The organism is Magnetococcales bacterium, from assembly GCA_015231175.1.
Classification (GTDB): domain Bacteria; phylum Pseudomonadota; class Magnetococcia; order Magnetococcales; family DC0425bin3; genus HA3dbin3.
Genome location: JADGBZ010000005.1, coordinates 36,041 through 55,486, shown reverse-complemented (window position 1 = coordinate 55,486; position 19,446 = coordinate 36,041). Strand labels below are relative to the sequence as shown.

At 56.9% G+C, this 19,446-nt stretch carries 16 protein-coding genes; 10 read left to right on the top strand and 6 right to left on the bottom strand.

The genetic code is table 11. From position 1 onward, the window contains the following. Positions 1–23: 23 nt before the first annotated feature. The 3 genes from HQL63_01975 to HQL63_01965 all read right to left on the bottom strand — a co-directional run bounded on the left by HQL63_01975 (position 24) and on the right by HQL63_01965 (position 4,881). Complete coding sequence (locus HQL63_01975) at positions 24–1,940, bottom strand: response regulator (GenBank protein MBF0175606.1); 1,917 nt, start codon at positions 1,938–1,940, stop codon at positions 24–26. Then, positions 1,937–4,354 carry a response regulator gene (locus tag HQL63_01970; GenBank protein MBF0175605.1) on the bottom strand — a complete coding sequence of 806 codons (2,418 nt, stop codon included), beginning with the start codon at positions 4,352–4,354 and terminating at the stop codon, positions 1,937–1,939. Before HQL63_01970 ends, HQL63_01975 begins: the two co-directional genes overlap by 4 nt. A gap of 302 nt (positions 4,355–4,656) precedes the next feature. Then, on the bottom strand, positions 4,657–4,881 hold the full coding sequence (locus HQL63_01965) for a hypothetical protein (GenBank protein MBF0175604.1): 225 nt from the start codon (positions 4,879–4,881) through the stop codon (positions 4,657–4,659). Between the two features lie 308 nt (positions 4,882–5,189). Between HQL63_01965 and rnhA the strand changes: the two genes are divergently transcribed. The 9 genes from rnhA to HQL63_01920 all read left to right on the top strand — a co-directional run bounded on the left by rnhA (position 5,190) and on the right by HQL63_01920 (position 16,068). Next, a complete protein-coding gene (rnhA, locus tag HQL63_01960) occupies positions 5,190–5,762 on the top strand; it encodes a ribonuclease HI (GenBank protein MBF0175603.1) in 573 nt (190 codons plus the stop codon). Further along, complete coding sequence (locus HQL63_01955) at positions 5,755–5,973, top strand: DUF465 domain-containing protein (protein ID MBF0175602.1); 219 nt, start codon at positions 5,755–5,757, stop codon at positions 5,971–5,973. Before rnhA ends, HQL63_01955 begins: the two co-directional genes overlap by 8 nt. A gap of 232 nt (positions 5,974–6,205) precedes the next feature. Continuing rightward, on the top strand, positions 6,206–6,808 hold the full coding sequence (gene cysC, locus HQL63_01950) for an adenylyl-sulfate kinase (GenBank protein MBF0175601.1): 603 nt from the start codon (positions 6,206–6,208) through the stop codon (positions 6,806–6,808). Positions 6,809–6,979: 171 nt separating this feature from the next. Then, positions 6,980–7,471, top strand: a complete 492-nt coding sequence (locus HQL63_01945) for a hypothetical protein (GenBank protein ID MBF0175600.1) — start codon at positions 6,980–6,982, stop codon at positions 7,469–7,471. Positions 7,472–7,496: 25 nt separating this feature from the next. Then, on the top strand, positions 7,497–10,190 hold the full coding sequence (mutS, locus tag HQL63_01940) for a DNA mismatch repair protein MutS (protein ID MBF0175599.1): 2,694 nt from the start codon (positions 7,497–7,499) through the stop codon (positions 10,188–10,190). A 15-nt stretch (positions 10,191–10,205) separates the two neighbouring features. After that, the gene (locus tag HQL63_01935) at positions 10,206–11,666 is read left to right on the top strand and encodes an SPOR domain-containing protein (GenBank protein MBF0175598.1); all 1,461 of its coding nucleotides are present in this window, start codon (positions 10,206–10,208) and stop codon (positions 11,664–11,666) included. A 29-nt stretch (positions 11,667–11,695) separates the two neighbouring features. After that, on the top strand, positions 11,696–12,244 hold the full coding sequence (locus HQL63_01930) for a gamma carbonic anhydrase family protein (protein ID MBF0175597.1): 549 nt from the start codon (positions 11,696–11,698) through the stop codon (positions 12,242–12,244). A 45-nt stretch (positions 12,245–12,289) separates the two neighbouring features. Next, complete coding sequence (locus HQL63_01925) at positions 12,290–13,951, top strand: adenylate/guanylate cyclase domain-containing protein (protein MBF0175596.1); 1,662 nt, start codon at positions 12,290–12,292, stop codon at positions 13,949–13,951. 734 nt (positions 13,952–14,685) lie between these two features. After that, positions 14,686–16,068, top strand: coding sequence for a hypothetical protein (locus HQL63_01920; protein MBF0175595.1), 1,383 nt, complete (start codon positions 14,686–14,688; stop codon positions 16,066–16,068). Positions 16,069–16,233: 165 nt separating this feature from the next. On the opposite strand, the gene HQL63_01915 is transcribed toward HQL63_01920, so the two are convergent. From HQL63_01915 to HQL63_01905, 3 genes are all read right to left on the bottom strand, one after another. Further along, positions 16,234–17,832 (bottom strand): B12-binding domain-containing radical SAM protein, encoded by a 1,599-nt coding sequence (locus HQL63_01915; GenBank protein ID MBF0175594.1) that lies wholly within the window; start codon positions 17,830–17,832, stop codon positions 16,234–16,236. Between the two features lie 72 nt (positions 17,833–17,904). Continuing rightward, on the bottom strand, positions 17,905–18,294 hold the full coding sequence (locus HQL63_01910; GenBank protein ID MBF0175593.1) for a hypothetical protein: 390 nt from the start codon (positions 18,292–18,294) through the stop codon (positions 17,905–17,907). Further along, positions 18,291–18,629, bottom strand: coding sequence for a transposase (locus HQL63_01905; GenBank protein ID MBF0175592.1), 339 nt, complete (start codon positions 18,627–18,629; stop codon positions 18,291–18,293). The genes HQL63_01910 and HQL63_01905 overlap by 4 nt, the downstream gene beginning before the upstream one ends. Positions 18,630–18,836: 207 nt before the next feature. Between HQL63_01905 and HQL63_01900 the strand changes: the two genes are divergently transcribed. Continuing rightward, a complete protein-coding gene (locus tag HQL63_01900; GenBank protein MBF0175591.1) occupies positions 18,837–19,415 on the top strand; it encodes a hypothetical protein in 579 nt (192 codons plus the stop codon). The last annotated feature ends 31 nt before the right edge of the window (positions 19,416–19,446 follow it).

Sequence of the window (19,446 nt, the reverse complement as noted above, 5' to 3'; positions counted from 1 at the left end):
CATCCTCACAAATGCGTCCGGCTTTATGGTGACAGAATCTCCTGCAACACCTCCAACAGGCGGGCTCTGCGGATCGGTTTGGTCAGGAACCGGTCACAGCCCGCTGCCAAGGCCTGTTTTTCATCCTCCTCCATGGCATGGGCAGTCAGGGCCAGAATGGGAATGCGCCCCCCCTGCTCCCGCAACCGGAAACGTCGAGTCGCCTCAAAACCATCCATCACGGGCATTTGCAGATCCATCAACACCAAGTCATAGCGATTCAGGCGCAATTTTTCCAGAGCGAAAGCGCCATTTGCCGCCGTATCCACCCGATAGGGATAGTTCTTCAGGAAAGCCTGGATCAACAGGCGGTTGTCATCGGAATCGTCGACCACCAGCAGCCGCCAAGGCAGGGACTCCGTTCCGCGTTCCATCCCCCCGACTGGCACGGGATCCCGTTCCAAACCCGGTAGAGCCGTCGGCGCAACCACGACGACGCCTTCGGTGGCCGATCTCGACCCCAGGATCACATTGAACCAAAATCGGCTCCCTTTTCCCGGCTGGCTCTCCACATGGATGGCTCCCCCCATTTTTTCAACCAACTGCCGTGCAATGGCCAGACCCAGGCCCGTGCCACCAAAACGCCGCGTCATGCTTGCATCCAACTGGGAAAAAATCTGAAAAAGTTGCGACTGTTTTTCCAGCGGAATCCCCATCCCGGTGTCGCGAATCTCAAACTCCAGATCAACTTGTCCAGGTAACAATCGGTTCAATTTGACGCACAAGACCACAGAGCCTTGTTCGGTGAATTTGACTGCGTTGCCGACCAGGTTGAAAAGAATCTGTTGCAACCGAAAGGCATCCCCCTCCAGATGCCCGGGTATCTCTTTGCCAAGCGCTGCACAAGTCAGTTGAATCCCTTTCTGGCGTGCGGGCACTTGCATGCTCCCCTCGATATGGGCCAAAACATCGGTCAGGGAGAAGGGGGCGATCTCCAGGTGCAGATGCCCGGCATCCACTTTGGCGATATCGAGCAGATCGTTCACCAGACGCAATAGAATTTCCGCAGATTTACGGCTCACCTCCAGATAGCGTTTCTGTTCAGCGGTAAACTCCGCATCCTGCAACAAGTCATGGATACCGAGTATGGCATTCAGGGGGGTGCGGATTTCATGGCTGACGTTGGCCAGAAATCGGCTTTTGGCCTCGTTGGCCGTCTCCGCACGGGCGCACGCTTCGCGACTGGCCCGCTCAGCCAGCTCACATCGGCCCACCAGATCACGAATCTGCTGGAAAATCCACTGCATGGCCAAAAAACCCGTCATCAACAGAAACAGGGAGAATACCAGCAGGTATCGCCACCCTTTTTTTCTCTCTTGCCGAAAATTTTTATGGATCGCCTCGACAGCAAAGCCGTGTCCAGCCTGGATGCGGGCAATATCACGGCGCAAGGCCTCCACCATGCCGGCCAGGACGATGCCACTCGTGGATCCTGTACGACCGGTTTCACGAATGCGGTCCACCCGGCTCTGGATCAGTTCACGCAGAATATTGTATCGCGACTCGGCACCCTTGATGTTGGCCAAAAAAACCCCGGCAACATCATGATTGTTTTCCAGTTGACGCATGTGATCCAACTCTTTCCGAATGCGCTGCATGTGCCGATCCATGATCCACACTGCACGAGTCAGATCGGCCCCGGTATTGTCACCGGCAAGATGGAGCTGCATGTCCGCGAGGGCCACATCGATATGGAGGCAATGGGTGATGGTCGGCAGATGATATTCGATGACCAGCTTATCCCCGCTCTGCACCCGCGACTCGATCCAATGAAGGAATATTCCAAAAAACAATAACATCAACAGGATCATGCCCGACAACAGCCAGTAATGAACCTGTAGGGAAGGTGTGGCGCGCAGGCGCTCGGGCAAACTTTCCTGCATATGAAGAAAGCTCTTCATGGTTCCGACTTCGAGCCACTTTGCTCAAGGTAATGCCGCAAGGCCTCCAGGATAGGGGCGAATGCCTGCGAGAGCTGTTCCAACGCCTCTCGTGCGCGCTGCCACTCCCCATTGCGAATCTCACGGTGCAACCATTGGGAGGGTTCCTTGAGGGCGGGAAAAATGGCGTTGGCCATACTGCCCCGCAAAACATGTGCCTTGGCCCTGGCCTCTTCCTGGAGTCTGTTTTCCACGTCACGGGCCATGCTGTTCAGCAGCTCGGGAAGCTGTTGTACGATCAACTCTGCCACCTCTTGGAAAGTGTCCTCCGGGAGTCCGAAGGCGCCCATGGCCTTGGGTATGTCAAGCAGCGCCTGTGCCGGTTGGTTGGAGTTGCCCTGGAAAGGCCTGTTTTTACCGCCACGAACCGTCGAGGTGATTCCCACCGGCTCCGAAACGATCCCGGGCAAAGGCCGCAAAAATTTTTGCAACAAATGGCCCAAGGTTCGGAGCATCACAGGCTTGACCAGAACATCATCCATCCCCACGGCCAGACAATCCATCCGCTTGCTCTCGGTGATATCGGCAGTGAAAGCCACGACAGGCAGATGTGGTCGGCCCTCTGCCGCTTCCTGCTCCCGGATGGCCCGCGTCGCGGCCAAACCATCCATGCCTGGCATGCGGCAATCCATGAGGACAAGGCCAAACTCTTGCCGTTTCAGTTCTTCCAGGGCCGATTGGGCATCAGGGCAGGTTACGATGCGACGTGGATCACAACCAAGACTTTGCAACATGCCACTGGCCACCTTCAGGTTGGCGACATGATCGTCCACAACCAGGATACGATCCTGGTACTGTATCCGGCTGGAAGAAGTAAACTGCCCTTTGACAAACATTTCGGAGGCATTGGAAAAGGTCGTCATCCGCTGGTTCAGCAGGCGACCCATGGCGCCACGCAGGCGCATGGCGCTGATCGGTTTTTGCAGACAAAGCACATCACCCGGCACATGCGCCGCCTGATCCAAACCGTGATCCAACAGATCCGTCAGCAAGATGACCCCCACTCCAGGGGTCAGGGCATCGTGCCAATCGATCAATTCCGGACGACCACCGATGCCGGCTTTCTGGTTGATCATCAACAACCGATAGGGATCCTCTGTTTCCTGGGCCTCCCGCAGCAAAATCCGGGCGACCTGCGTATCCTCCGCATGCGTATGTCGAGCCCCCGATGCAGCAAAAAAGTCATCCAGAAGCACCCGTTGCAACCCGTGACTCCCGACCACCAAAACCCGCAATGACGGCAACTCGTCCTGTTCGGCAGCCACGGATGACACAGCAACCTCTTCCAGGAGGATGGAGAAGAAGAAAACACTGCCGGATGCCGCTGACACATTCGCCTCGACCCCGATCTCCCCCCCCATCAATTCGACCAGCCTTTTGCTGATGGTCAATCCCAACCCGGTTCCCTCCACACGTTCCTGACCCGGCACGTGGTCCACCTGTGCAAACTTGTTGAAAATGCGATTCCTTTGCTCCTCAGGCACTCCAATTCCCGTGTCCCGCACCTCAAAATGGTATAGCGTCCCCCCGGTATCACGTTGTTGAACACCGGCGTGCAGTTCGACGCTCCCCCCCCCCGGGGTAAACTTGACCGCATTACCCAACAAATTGACAAAAATTTGACGAAGCCGGTTGGGATCCCCCCGCACAGCCGTATGCAGCTCCCGCGGCACAAAGGCGGTCAACTCCACCCCCTTGCCATGTGCCAGGGGCGCCATCATCAAGGCCGCCTCATCCACCAAGGCACGCAGATCGAACTCGGTCAGATCCAAACTCAGGTGACCAGCCTCTATTTTGGAAAAATCCAAGGTATCGTTGAGGAGGGAGAGAACGGCCTGTCCGGCACTGTGGCAGAGATGGACATACTCGCGAGATTGTGGAGCCAAGGGTGCCCGGCGCAACAGCTCCAGAAGCCCCAGCACGACGTTCAGGGGCCCACGGATCTCATGGCTCATGTCTGCCAGGAAGGCGCTTTTGGCGCCACTGGCACGGATGGCCTGGTCCCGGGCTTCCTGAAGATCCCGGGTGCGGTTCCGCACCTCTTCTTCCAGCTCTTCGCTGCGGCTCAGTCCCGCTCGCAGCGCGGCCTCCTGCCTCTCCCGCCAGCGCTCCCACCGCCAAAATCCGAACAGCAACAAAGGGAGACCCAGGAGATCCCCCAAAGCCTGCACCCCTTCCCTTCCGTTCGGATCGACCCAGCGGTCCGAAATCCCCAACCCCATCAGGGGATCCAGCAGGAGCAGAAGAGCTCCTCCCAGCATGAGCCACCAGCCCGGCAAAGGCTCGCCTCTTTTCTGCCACATCCGAACGGCCAAAAAGACCGTCACCGCAGAGGTGGAGAGGAGGCTGGCTGACATTTTATCGACGCTGATCATGATCCACCGGGACAGATCGTTGAAGCCGCATCCGAACCGGGTTCGGCCTCAGGAGGATGCGTTGCGCCATTGAATCATGCTTGCAACCAAAAAGACACCCCCGAATCAGCATTCACCAGGGCAATCGTATTTGCAACAGGCATACCCAAGGCCATGACCATTTTTTTTGGATATGAGGGCCACTATCGGGGCTTCGCCCCGAACCCCAGCCGGACCCTGTCCCGGATCCGCCAGGGGAGCCAGCCCCCCGAACCCCGGTTCGTTGCCGGGTGGTCAATCGTTGCGGGTCTGAATCGTTGCGGCTATCTGACAGAGAGGATACACAGCAGGCGCCGGATATCCGCATCCGTAAGCACCGTTTCAAGGGACAACGTCTTGAGAGATCCTCTGCCTTGGGCCGGACAACCCTCCTCACCATTCAGAAGCTCCAACCGATGCATCTGGCTCCCACCCCTCTCCGAACACCCCGCTCCCTTGGGTGCAGACATATTCGCCACCACATCCGCAATCTGGCCAGGCAGCAACATATCCTCTCCTCTTGTCCAAACGTCACCGACAAAAATACCCACTGCGGCGCCCTCCGCTGGAAAACAACGATGGTGAGGGGAAAAAGCAACTCCCGGGCCAATTGTCCTGATGACCATGAGCGGACACGCCTCATGCCTCTCTTGTGGAGCGATCCTGTCGGGGTGGACACGACCTGTATCCATCGCTCCTCTTTGGACGGGTGCTGCATGGTGGCAAATATTTCAAGACTTGTTTTTTCTCAGTGCGCCGGCTAGAGTGGAGGCATGCTTATCGAGGGGAAGGCAACCTGACACATGTCGTCGACCGAATGATCACGCCCGTGCGCCCTGCGGATACCCGCCCCTTGGTGGAGATCCACACGGATGGGGCATGTCGCGGCAACCCCGGCCCTGGGGGATGGGGGGTTGTCCTGCGTCATGGGTCCAGCGCCCGCCATCTGAGTGGATTCGCTCCTCATACCACCAACAACCGCATGGAAATGTTGGCTGCCATCCACGCGCTTCTCAACCTGAAGCGCAGTTGCCGGGTTCGCTTGGTCACGGACTCCAACTACGTCAAGGATGGCATGACACAGTGGATTCATTCCTGGAAGAAGCGCCAGTGGCGCAAGAAGGACGGTGGAGCCGTGCGCAACGCCGACCTGTGGCAAAAACTTGACCATCTGGCCGGACAACATGCCGTGCAATGGCAGTGGATCAAGGGCCATGCGGGGCATCCGGACAACGAACTGGCCGACCAGTTGGCGCGCCAAGCTATTGACAAGGGACTGAAGGGGGAGTTGCCATCCGACCCGGACGGACTCTCTCCCGAACCACAGCAGCCTGAAGACACTTCGTCTCACACGGATCATCACACTCAGGAGGGAGGCATCCATGTTTGAGGATCAGCTCCAAGCCGTTCGCGAACTGCTGGAAACAGATTCGCAGTTTCAAGAGCTCCACCAGCAACACCAGACCCTGAAGGACAAGATTGCCGAGTTGGGACCGCGAAGTGTCGGTGACTTCACCGTCGAACGATTGAAAAAGGAGAAGTTGCTGCTCAAAGACAAGATGGCCGCCATTCTCCAGCGCCATACCGAAACACGGACCTGACCCCTCCTGTAGGGCCAGCTCAGTCCCCCGGGCGGTCGGAACCAGTTCGGTTCCTGGCCGCTTGGCGCCGTATGCGTCTTGTCCCTGTTGCCACTCTTTCCCTTGCGGTCCGATGTTGCGTCGCATGTGGCACTGATTCTGCTTACCCTTGCGCTCCAGGTACGCCCCGGTTGCGGGGTTCCCTCGGCATCCTTTTCAGTGCTCTCAGCTTTAAAGAGTGAAATGAAAGCCCATGGAAGAGAAAAGCGCAAACACTGTCTGGCATCCGGCTGTCGTCTCCCGGCGGGAGCGGGAGAAAAACAACAACCATCGGGGAATGGTCATCTGGTTCACCGGCCTCTCCGGCTCGGGAAAGTCGACCCTTGCCCAGGCTGCTGAAGCCAAACTGTCGGCAACCGGTCTTCATACCTACACCCTGGATGGCGACAACATGCGTCATGGCCTTTGCGCCGACCTTGGATTCTCCAACGAGGACCGCGTCGAAAACATCCGCCGCATCGGTGAGGTGGCCCGCCTCATGGTGGATGCCGGCATCATCGTTCTGGCCGCATTCATCTCCCCCTTTCAGTCCGACCGGCAAAAGGTCCGTAATCTCGTTGATCCAGGCACCTTTTTCGAGGTCTATTGCAATTGTCCCTTGGACATTTGCGAACAGCGTGATGTCAAGGGTCTTTATCGCAAAGCCAGGGCCGGTCAAATTCCCCATTTCACGGGGATCTCTTCGCCCTACGAGCCGCCGCCCACCCCGGAGTTGGCACTCGATACGGGGCAAGAGGGGGTTGACCATTGCGTGGAGCGGATCGTGACGGCAATCCAGCCGCGCCTCACCTTATAGTTCAACGTTCGTTTCCTGCCTTGCCATGCCATAGGGACCGGTTGCCTCCCGCTGGCGGAGAACTTTCGCACGGGTTACCGGGGCGTGTGGCGGTCGATATCTTTGTTAATTGCAAAAAATGCGGCAAACCGTATAATACCGGCAACCGTATCGAAGCGAAGGATTGATCCCATGATACCGATTCGCACATTACTCCTCTCCGCGCTCGCGGTCCTGATGATCGGCCTGATGTTTCATGGCGGCAACTTCCGCGAAATGATGACCTTGGAAAACATCTTTACCTGGGTCATCCTGGCCATCTTCTGGGTTCTTCTGGGGCAGTGGTTTGAGCGTTCCCGTACCGATTCAGGGTCAGAGTCCGTTGAAGCGCCTCAGAGCATGGGCATGCGGGAAGAGGATGAGTCGGAGGAAGCCGGCGCACCTCAACAGGGCGCAGTCTATCATCAGCTTCCCTGGCAGGTCACCCAGCAGGGCTCCTCCCTGGGTCGGTTTCGTGATCTCCCTATCCCCGCCTGGATCGAAACCTCCGACGGTCGGCGTGCGGAATATTCCGGCACCGTTGCCATCCAGATGCCCGAGGAGTGCCGTTGCCTGGAATTCCCCAAACGGGGAGAACTTATCCTGCCACCCGGTCTCGTTTACCTGATCAATCGTCAATCCTGATGGCAGGTTGGTCAGTGGCTGCGGCATGAGTCCCAAAAAGAGTTCCCCGGTTCTTGGCGGAGAGGGTGACCACACCCCCGTCATGCAGCAGTATCTCTCCCTTAAAAAGGCACATCCCGAGACCATCCTGTTTTATCGCATGGGCGATTTTTACGAGATGTTCTACGAAGATGCCAAAACCGCTGCGGAGGTTCTGGGCATTGCCTTGACCCACCGTGGTCAATCCGCCGGGAAGCCCATTCCCATGGCCGGTGTGCCCCACCACCAGGCCCGTGTCTATCTGAAAAAATTTTTGGACGCCGGTTACAAGGTGGCCATCTGCGAGCAGATGGAACCACCGGGGTTGGGCCGCGGACCCGTCAAACGGGCCGTTGTGCGCACCATCACCCCAGGCACCCTGACCGAAGATGATCTGTTGGATCCCTTGGCCAACAACTATCTCGTAGCCATGGCCTTGCGTGCGGCTCCCCAGAAAGGTCAACAAGCCGAATTGGCCGTCGCCTCTCTGGATCTCTCCACAGGGATTTTTCAGGTGGTCCTGACACGCACCCTGGATCGCACCCTTACCGAAATTTCACTCCTCTCTCCATCCGAGGTGATCATTCCAGAGGGGTGGGATCCGCCCAGGGAGATGGCGGGGCTGGCCCCACGATTGACCCGCCGACCGGACTGGGAGTTCGATCCGGACCATGGCAGCCGCAATCTCCAGGAACATTTCCAGGTCACCACCTTGGATGCTTTCGGCATCGAGGACTCCCCAGCCTGCAAAGCCGTGGCGGGGGCCTTGATCGGTTACTGCCTGGAAACCCAGAAGGGTTCCGTCCGTCACATCACCTCCCTGACCCGCATCGAACCGGATGACGTGTTGATCCTGGACGACATTTGCCGACGCAATCTGGAAATCAACGCCACCTTGCGCGACAACCAGCGGCAAGGCAGCCTGCTGGGCGCCCTGGATGTGACCATGACTCCCTTGGGTAGTCGGCTGCTGGCGGCCTGGTTGAACCGCCCTCTGCGCCAGATCGATGCCATCCTCCAACGACAGGACACGATCGAGTGGCTGCTGCGCGACCCGGCCAGACGGCTGAAGCTGCGCACGGAACTGAAGGGGATTGCCGACCTGGAACGTCTGCTCTCCCGTATTGCCTTGGGCAGGTCTTCACCCCGTGATCTGGGCGCCCTGCGCAACACTCTGGCCCGCCTGCCCAAAATGGACGCCCTGTTGTCCCATCCGACCACACCCTCCCTGGCGGAAGTGCTTCTGCAAAGCCTGCGCGGTCATGAACCCCTGCATGAGCGGCTCCAGGCTACCCTCGCTGATGACCCACTGCCCGTGGACATGAAGGATGGCCCGGTCATCCGCGCTGGTTTCAGCCCGGAACTTGACCGTCATCGCACCCTGGCGCGTGAGGGCAAGGTTTTGATTCAAGCCATGGAACGGGATGAACAGAACAAGACCGGCATTCCCAGATTGAAGATCCAGTATCATCGCACTTTTGGCTACAGCATCGAAGTCGGCAATACCCACCTGGACAAAGTTCCCTACCACTATCAGCAACGGCAGACCATGACCCATGCCGTCCGCTATGTCACTTCAGAATTGAAGGAACTTGAGGAAGGGATCGAAAATGCCGAGGAAAATGCGGCACGCCTTGAAGCAACCTTGCTGGATGATCTGCGCAAGGAGGTGTCAACCCATACGTCAGCATTGCAGATAGGCGCCCGGGCCCTGGCAACCTTGGATGTGTTGACCGCTTTCGCGGAAATGGCGGAACGCCGGAATTATTGCCGCCCGGAGCTCCATGCCGGCTCGACCATCGCCATCCGCCAGGGTCGGCACCCTGTCGTCGAGGTGTTTACGGACAAACCGTTCATTCCCAACGACACCCTCCTGGATGACGCCGACAACCGGCTCATCATGCTGACCGGGCCCAACATGGGGGGCAAGTCCACCTGGATGCGGCAAACAGCTCTGATCGCCCTGTTGGCCCATACCGGCGCGTTCGTTCCTGCCCAATCGGCCCGCATCGGCTTGCTGGACCGCATTTTCACCCGTGTCGGGGCCGCCGACGACCTGGCTGGGGGACGTTCCACCTTCATGGTGGAAATGGCGGAAACTGCCCATATTCTTCATCAGGCAACCCCTCGCTCGCTCATCATCCTGGATGAAATTGGCCGGGGCACCTCCACCCTGGATGGCTTGGCCATCGCCCAGGCCGTGGCCGAGCACATCGTCGATGTCATCGGCGCTCGCACCATCTTCGCCACCCACTACCATGAGCTGACGGCCCTCGAACAACAACGAACCGGCGTGGTCAACCACACCGTAGCTGTTCGTGAATGGCAGGAAACAGTTCTGTTTTTGCACACCATCATGCGCGGCCAAGCCAACCGTTCCTATGGCATTCATGTCGCCCGTTTTGCCGGCCTCCCCCGAACGGTCACCCAGAAAGCGGATGCCCTCCTGGCCGCCCTGGAAAGCGATCCATCCCGTCAGCTCGCATTTCCGAAAGAGATGACACGAGAATCACAATCGGATCCAATCTTGCATGCAGGTGTAACAACCCAGGATGGTCGCGCCATGCAGCCTCCGTTTTGGCAGGATCAGGCCCCCCTTCACCCAGCCTTGGCCGAACTCATGACCCTGGATACCGATGCATTGACACCACGTCAGGCCATGGACACTCTTTACCGGCTCAAGGAAATGGCCGCCATTTGAAAGGAGATGGTCTTCTTGATCAAGCTGGAGAAACATGGATCCCGTCCGCCCTGCAAGCCAGGCTCCTGGGGATTGTCCCTGCTCGTGGTTTTTGCCATGTTGATCCTGCCGGGTTTGGGATCCGCCGCAAGCACCTCCTCCAACCATCTCCACGTATGGATCTATCCTCTGGAGGAAGCCGATTCCGGCAAGGTGGACGAAACCCAGTCGGCGCGGGTTTTAAACGCCATCCAGCAAGCCTTGGGTCGGCTACAGGGGTTCCAGAAAATGGATTTGGGCGCTCCGGCTTATGTATTGCCTGCCGGTGCGCCTGATCCGCGCACGGTTTTGGGGGCGTCACAACTCGCCCGGTTGGGGGCCCATTATGTTGTCGGGCACACCCTGATCGCCGGACAGTCGGGTTTTCTTGCCCTGGAACTCTATCATCCTCCCCAGCCCCGCATGGTCTGGATGGCCATTCACCCTTTGACCGCCGACACCGACATTCGACAGGTTACCAGTCAGTTGGCCTTGCAGTTGGCGGAACATCTACAGCGACTCGATGCACGTCCCTTGATCGCCCTGGCCCCCTTGTCGGCGTTGCAGGCCGTCGCTGCCGCTCCTGCATCAGCCGGGCAAAGCGCCCCGTCCGACCTGCCCAAAGATGACCGTCGCTATGCCCTCCAGGTTGAGGCAAGCCTGATTCCGGATCATGCCTACAATGCCATCAAATCTTTGCGCGCCCTTGGTTACGAACCCCGCATGGAGGTTGCCAAGGACGCAGAAAATCACAAGTGGCACTACGTCCGCCTGGGAACCTATCCCGACCGCAATTCTGCCCAGAGTGCCTTGCAATCTTTCCAGGAAAAGGAAAAAATACCCGCCGTTCTGGTCATGACCACCTCCGATCAAAAAAGCGAGCCTGTCCCGGGGCAGTACCTGGTAGCGCGTAACAAGGACAAGCTTGCCGACAAAAAAAATGTTGGCGAGCGGCCAGGCCGCACAGCCCAGAAGGAACCTGAGGAAAGCATCGGCGACGACGAGGAGGAAGAGGAGGAAGAGGAGGCCCCCCCCCCGGTTGTCTCCAAGCGTCAGCCATCTCATCGCACCGTGAACCCCAAAGGGTCGCCTCACCCTGCTTCCCGTCGTGCAAACCTTTCTCGCAAAGCCCATAGTCACAAAACCCAGGCCGACAGCCCTGGTAGAGTCGACATGGCCAAGAAAAGAGATTCCCAGGGGAAAAAGCGGAGCGAATCTGCAACTTTTGATATTCGGGTCGCACCAGGCCAGGTTCGCGGCAATCCAGGAAAAGTGATGGCTTATTTGCGCAAGAAGGGGTATCAACCGCACACGCACAAGGTGCGCGACTCCCAGAAACGTGTCCGGCATTCGGTGCGTGTCGGTCCGATTCGGGGCCTCCAGAGCGCCGCCTTGGCCCTGGAGTCCTTTCGTCGGAGGACGGGTTTGAGAGCCGCCATCATTCCAGCGACGAAGTGACCCGGACATCAGCTTGAGGTATCACTCCCATGCCGATCTATCCCTATCGGGGTGTTTTCCCCGAGATTCATCCCAGCGCTTTCGTTCACCCCGATGCCGTGGTGATCGGTGATGTGCACATTGGCGCCGAATCATCCGTCTGGCCTGGCGTGGTCATCCGTGGGGATGTCAATATCATTCGTATCGGCGAACGGACGAGCATCCAGGATGGATCCGTGCTGCATGTCTCTCGCCCTTCAGAGACCTCCCCACAAGGCTTTCCGACCATCGTAGGCCATGATATCGTCGTCGGTCACAAGGTGGTTCTGCACGGTTGCCGCCTGGAGGATGCCTGCCTGATCGGCATCGGCGCCATTCTACTCGACAACGTCTCGGTAGGCCGGGAATCGATCATCGGCGCCGGTTCACTCCTGACCCCGGGCAAGGATGTCCCGGAAGGCACGATGTGGATGGGCTCTCCGGCCCGGCAGCTCCGTGCCACATCCGAAACGGAACGCCAATCCATACGCGCCACCGCCGAAAACTACCGCCGTCTCACCACCCAATATCGTCTGGCCCACGGCGGGGAAAACACTTAAAAGGTGAGGTGCTGCATAACCACCGGAAAATAGTGGGGTAACACCATGATGGAGCAGTTGCGCCTTTATAGCGGCGTGGTGTTGCTGATTTTCGTTCTGATGCATTTCCTGGAACACACCCTCGGGATCTTCTCCATACCGGTCGCCAACCATGGCGGCGAGTTTTTGACTGAACTCTGGGATCCGCCACCCGCTTCCTTGTTGTTGATTCTGGCGTTGCTCCTCCACCCCACCTTGGCCCTGTGGACTCTTGTCCGTCGCCGCAACTTTCGCATGCCCCATTGGCAACTCTGGCAAATGGGATTGGGGATCCTGATCCCGTTATTTCTTCTGGATCACCTGCTGGCCAACCTGGTATTGAGCCGCACCAGCTCCTATCACGCGACCCGCGAGTTTGTCCTCACAGCCGTCTGGAAAATGGAACCCGGGCAGGGCATCAAGCTGGGCATCGGTTTCACTTTGGTCTGGATCCATGCCGTTCTGGGCTTCCGTCAATGGCAGGGACATCAATCCTGGTTCAACCGTTGGCGAACTTCCCTCCTCGTCCTTGCCTTCCTGATCCCCTCCCTTACGCTGGCAGGATATATCGCCGCCGGCGTGCGTTCCCCTCATCCTGACCAGCAACCCCATGTGGTCCAGAAAATCATGGACGAGGCCCGCTTTACGCCCAAAATGGCCGCATGGGTCCACGAATATGGCGAAGGTTTGACCATGGGATATCTGGGGCTTCTGCTTCTTCTTCTGCTGATCCGTAAAATTCGTCTACACATCCTGATGCAGGGAACCGCTCCCAAACTTTTCTATCGGGACAATTTTATTTTGAATATACCCTCCGGCGCTTCGGTTCTCGAGGTTATCCAGAGTGAGGGCATTTCCCATGCCTCCATTTGTGGCGGGCGTGGTCGTTGCAGTGTTTGCCGGGTTCGCGTCGGTCAGGGCGGAGAGCATTTGCCACCACCCAACCCCGTCGAGCGGCACGTTTTGCAGCGGGTCGGCGCTCCGGATTCGATCCGTCTGGCCTGCCAGATCCGGCCCAGCATCAATCTTGAAGTGACCCCCCAACTCCCTCCATCCGCCACCATACACGACGGACTTCCCGACTCTGGTCACAAATTTGGCCGTGAGTCAGAAATCGCCATTCTTTTTGCGGATCTGCGCGGATTCACCACCATGGCCGAAAATCGGCTGCCGTTCGATGTCGTTTTCATTTTGAACCAATACTTCAAATTGATGGGAAAATCCGTCGAGGCGTCCGGTGGCTATCTGGACAAGTTTATCGGCGACGGAGTGATGGCCCTCTTTGGCATCGAGTCGGACATGGCAACCGGATGCCGGGCTGCGGTGCAGTGCGCCCAACGTGTTGATGCCGGCCTGGCGATGCTGAACGAGCAGCTCCAGCATGAACTCGACATGCCCCTGCGAGTCGGTATCGGCATCCACGCCGGTCACGTCATTCTCGGCGAAATGGGCTATGGTACCACCCGCCACCTGACTGCCCTGGGGGATACCGTGAACACCGCCAGCCGCCTGGAAGGGGTGACCAAGGAGTTGGGCGTCCAATTGGTCATCTCCGATCTGGTCGCCCAACAGGCCCATATCTCCCCGGAACCTTCCCAAATATCGGAAATCTCCATCCGGGGACGCACGGAACCCCTGGTTGTCCATGCCATTCCCTCGGCATCAAGCCTCTTTTTTGTTGATGAGTAATACAATACCATCTCTCACCGCCCGGCAAGCCGCCCCAGGTAGTGCAACGTCACCTGAACCCGGGCCCTTTTCTCCGGCCCATCCGATAACCACCCCGGGACACCCAACCGGGCCGATTCCCCCGTCCCGTCCAGCATCCACCCTGGGACTCCTTGACAGGCCACGCCCAGGCGGTTAGCCTTTGGACGTGCCTTTTGATCACTTGATGCCCCGACCATAGCTGCCTTCGCCTCCTTTCATCGCCCCCCTTTCGTCGATAGTCCCCCGAACAGTTCAGGTTGGTGCGCATGTCCCCGGCTATCAGAAAGATCAAAATGGAAAACACCATAAGCCAATCTGACCCTGCCGGTACGCGGGACTCTGCACCTCTCTACTCCCGTGCCTACTCGCTGGTCAATTCCCACTCCAAGAGCCACGCCGTCATTGCGGCTTTCCTCCTCCTCCTGTTATTGACGGGCTTGGGTTATACCTCCTATTTGACGGGTACCGTTCCCCAGGCGGTCTTCAAAATCGACTCGTTTTACCTGCTCAACATGGGGGACGAGATCCTGAACGGCCAAAACCCAGTCATGGACCATATCGTAACTGGTCCACAAATCTTTCAGCCCTGGATTACCGCCCTGGGGATATGGCTAGGGGGTGGAACAAGCAAAGGACTTTCCTACGGACCTCTGGCCCTGTTTCCCTTCCTGGTTCTGGCCAGTTGGTACATCAGTATCTCCCGATTGGGCCTGATGTCGGCCGCTTTGGTATCCATGCTGATCAGTCTGGTCCCCTTGGCCCACTTTGGCGTTGACCTTTGGATGCTTGGTTATCGGGAACATGACGCTTACTCCTACGCCATGCAATACAATAAGATTGGTTGGTCATTTCTCTGTTTAGCGTTTCTGCTGCATATTTTTCCTAGAAAAAGGGCAGCCATGACACGAGCAGAACCTGAATATGTCATTGGAGGCTTATTATTCGGCTGCATGATCTTTATGAAAGCCAACTTTGCATTTACAGGAGCATCAGTTGTTGTCATCGGCGCAATTCTTCGTAAACAATGGGGTCACCTGTTTTATACGTTTGGTATCACTGCAATTGCAATCGTCGTCGCCTCCTGCTTTGGTTTTTCGTACCTGGATTTCATCAATGCCTATCTCAGAAACTTCAATGAGACATCGGGCTATGTTGGGGGTCATGCAGTTTATTTAACCAAGATTCGTGATGTCGTCGGTGAGGTCCGAACGAGCTTCCCCTATGTTACCCTGGTCCTCATTGTACTCTTTCAGTCACTTCTACTTAACAACAGAACCAGAAAGGAGTTCTGGCTCAGTCGGTTGGGGTTCGATGATCGGATCTGGACGGGCATCATCGGCCTGCCCATCGGCATCGGTGTCGCCGCCTTGAATGCCGGGGATGCCAGAATCTTCCTGATTTTTTTAGCTATTGTCTGTTCCGATCCAGGAGAGTCCCTCCGGTCTGACGGCCCCGTCGATCGCTCCGCGCTGCGGAAACGTCACCGGCTGTTGATCCAAGCCCTGGTGGCCGTGGTCTGCTTGACATTGGTCGGCAACATATTTTTGCACATCCACTCGGCCTATCATAATAAAATGGCCCTCCGAAAGGGCACCGAACAAGCTTTCCTCGTCAACACAAAACGCCTTCAGGATATGTATTTCCTTGATTCAAGGAAAAATATAGACCCGAAATCCTTTGATGTCGCCGAAATATGGGGAAAATGGCTGGAGGGAAGAAACATCCATCTCGTCATCAGCGATGCCATCAACATCATGCGAGGCCATATCAAGCCGGAAACCAGAATCTTTCCCTTCACCCCCTTGGATGTCGTCAGTTTTCCCCTGGGGCTACCCCGGCCACTCCATGCCCCTACCTGGACCGTCGATTCCGGAGTCGCCAACGGCGATGACAGCCCCAAGTACGACCCCAATGTCATTCTCGCCCACGCTAATACCGTACTGGTTCCCAACGTCCCTCTGAACGCCCCCCCCCTCTCTCTCTGGGGTGAATGGAAAAAGCTGCTTGCCTACGTCGAGAACCACTTTCAACTCACGGCCAAATCGGACCTTTGGGTGCTCTACCTTCGGAAAGAGAACCCAAAAACCGGAGAGTGAATTGGGCCTTGCGGCCTCGTCATGACGTAGCGAAATCAGCCGTGCAGGCAACAAGCTGGAAGGATCCGCTAAAGCATCTCGTGACGGGTGGTGTGTACGCCGATCAATCCGCCTGCGTCGTGGACGAGGGGAAAGCCGTGGAGGACGTATCCTTGTGTACGCCGATCAATCCGCCTGCGTCGTGGACGAGGGGAAAGCCGTGGAGGACGTATCCTCTGGACTGCCGGCTTCAGGTCTCTCCATGTTGGCCGAGAAGAAGAGGGTTCCAAAGTAGTAGCGCAGCCCGCGGATCCGTTTGAATATGGCAAACTCCAGCGCTGGTGAGACCATAAACAGCCCTTGGGAAACACGTGCCAGACCGAAATCCAGCCATATCATGATCATTGTCAGGATACTCGGTCGGACAATGAAGGATCCGTAGCAATACTTTTTGAAAAAATTGTAAAACTCCTCTATGCTTGCCGTGGTCTCGGGGGGAAGGCCAAAAAAATTTTTCTTGATGGTATGAAATGTATGCATATCAAGAACGTTGGTAAAATGCGCCCGGAGCATCAGATACTCCTTCTCATCCAGATACCATTCCTTGATCCCGGGATTGTCATCATAGTAGGCAGTACCGGGCGCAGGGGCCAGGATTGAAATGAACAAGCGCTTGGTATAGCGGGTGATGTCAAGAAAGAGTTGCCTTTCCTCTTCGATCAGATTTTTATTATCGAAGGGGAAGCCGATCATGACGAAAATCGATGGTTGGATTCCATGCTTGGCCACCAGGGAGAGCACACGGTGGACGTTATCCAGATGCTGGACTTTCTTGATCGAGGCGAGGGCAAAGGGCGTCAGGCGTTCCAGGCCAAAGTTGATGCGGACAAACCCGGCTCGTTTCATCAAGGCAACCAGTTCATCACTCAGCTTGAAACGAGTGGTGGTCTGGCTGGAGAAGGTCACCTTCTCGTTCAATCCCGATTCGATCATCCGGTTGCAGAAGTCGATCAGTCGGTCCTGGTGGAGTGTGATGTTGTTATCCGCCAACAGGATATAGCGGACCCCATATTTTTGATAAAGGGCAGCAACGTTGTTGAACATCCACTCCCCTGATGCGCTGCGCTTGTCGGCAAGCTGGACCTCATCGGCACAAAAAGTACATTTGAAGGGACATCCCCTCTGACCGTTGATGTAAAAGTTGCCGACCTCCCGACCAGTCTTGATGTAGTCCGACAGGTTGAACAGGTCGTAATCGACGATCGGAACGGCGTCCAGATCCTCCAGGGCAGGGAACTCGGTAGCCCGGTGAAAAGTACCATCACGGCGCACGAACGAAACCCCGGCAACAGACTCCAGTCCGCTGACAAAAGTTTCCGGGGTGCGGCCCGTCAAGTGGGCAAGCAGGGGCAGAATGACCAGTTCGCCCTCCTGCTCGACCACGGCGTGAATCCCATGCTGCAGGGCCTCCATGGTACAGTGGCGCATGTGGATGCCACCGGCGATGATGATCATGCCGGGAAAGAGCTTCCTGAAGTGACTGACCTGACGATAGGTCTCGAATGCATTATGCATGGTGATGCTGTAGGCCAACACATCCGGGAGGAAGGAACGGATGCGTTTTTCGACATCCTTCATCTCGAAGAAACGATAATGGGTGTTATTATCAAGAACCTGGACCGTATGCCCCCCCTGATGGGCCATGGTCGCGATGACGCCCAATCCGTAGCTCAATTGCGAATGGGACATCAGCAGACAGGAGTTGCGGACGAAGAGGATTTTCATGAAAATCGTGTCCTTTGACGACTTAGGCGCAAACCAAGCGAATGCCCGCACATCGTTCCCTTCCTTTGCTTCTCACTCCTGCAACCGTGTGCCAGCAGTTTCGACCGGTGGGACCACAGCCGAAGGCAACTTCAAATCAGGATCCATCAGGTTACAGACATCCGGGATTCTTTCGACGTGCGGGTAATGGGAGCGGATGCGGCTGGCGATCTCACTGGAATAAACAGGAATGCCGACGACCACCGTCCCGATTCTCTCCTGGTCGATGACGTGAGGGGGGTGAATGGTCTTCCCAAAAAGGTCCATCATCCGCTTGCTGGAGGAGATGTCCACCGGGTAGACCCGGTCGTCAGAGAAGGCCGGCAGACTCCAGAATAAATTGGCGATGAGATAGTTGACACCCCATACCGCCAGTTTACCGGTATTCTCCGTGATATGCCAGACATTGCGATCCTCGCTCATGTTTCAAATTGTGTGACGCCGCATAGAATCCTCAGGAATTCCAACGTCATTTTTTTGAGGTTGTGTGCCCATTCATGCATGGCCACGTACTGTTGGAGGTAGACCTTGTTGACACCACGAAACGGGCGCAGAAAGTTCCGGAGTCCGGTCCATGTACCCTCTATGGTGTTATTGTGGACCTCGCGGATGCCGTCTCCATCCATGTCTCGTGCCCACACAGGGTTTTTGAGAGAGTGGCAAACGGTCACATGGGGCCTCCCATGGCTCGACAGGGGAAGATATCTGGACCAATCGTCTGTGTTCACGGTCGTACCGGGTCTGGTGGCCTTCAGCAAGAATCGTCTGTGTTCACGGTCGTACCGGGTCTGGTGGCCTTCAGCAAGAGCGGATTCAGATCCTGCCAGGCTGTGTTGTGCAGCACTCTGAGGCGGATCTGTTCTGATTCACGACCAACGATACCGAGTATCGGAGGACGGTCCTTGTCCCAGGTTCCATGGCCCCGAACCTTGTTTGCGCGGACACGGGGAGGATCCATCTTATCTTTGTGCAGCACACCTTTTTTCCCCCGTATTTTGAAACATTTCATCAGCTTCCACAACACGATCAAGGAGGGGATCAGCAGGCTGAGTGTCGGCCACATGTTGTTGAAGTCTGTGGCGACGTTGCAGCAAACGAGACCGGTCAATCTCCAGTTTTTTCGCCAGATGGCTCGTCGGCACACCCTGCGCAACTCCTTGCAGGATGCGGATGACGATCGAGCATGGATGATGAGTCCCTTGCCAAATCATTCCAGTGAATGCGTTGAAAACTCGACCACAGGAACACCGGTAGTACAGGAGAGGCGTGCGGTCTCTCCGATGAACCTTGACCGTGTCCAGGGATGCTTGGCATTCCGGGCACTTCAAGCCCTTCGGGTGCAGGATCTCCACGAGGTGGTCGTAGCATTTTTTCTCATCCATCAGGTGGGTAATCGGAAACGTAACTATTCAGTACCCTTTCAAAAACAGCCTGGACATGAAAGCCTTTGTCAGGGCTTCGCCCCGAACCCCACCAGGACTCCGTCCTGGACCTGCCAGGGAGCCAGCCCCCTGGACCCCGATTCGTTGGCGGGTGATGAATAGTTACTCGGAAACAGTATCATGGGTGTCTCCC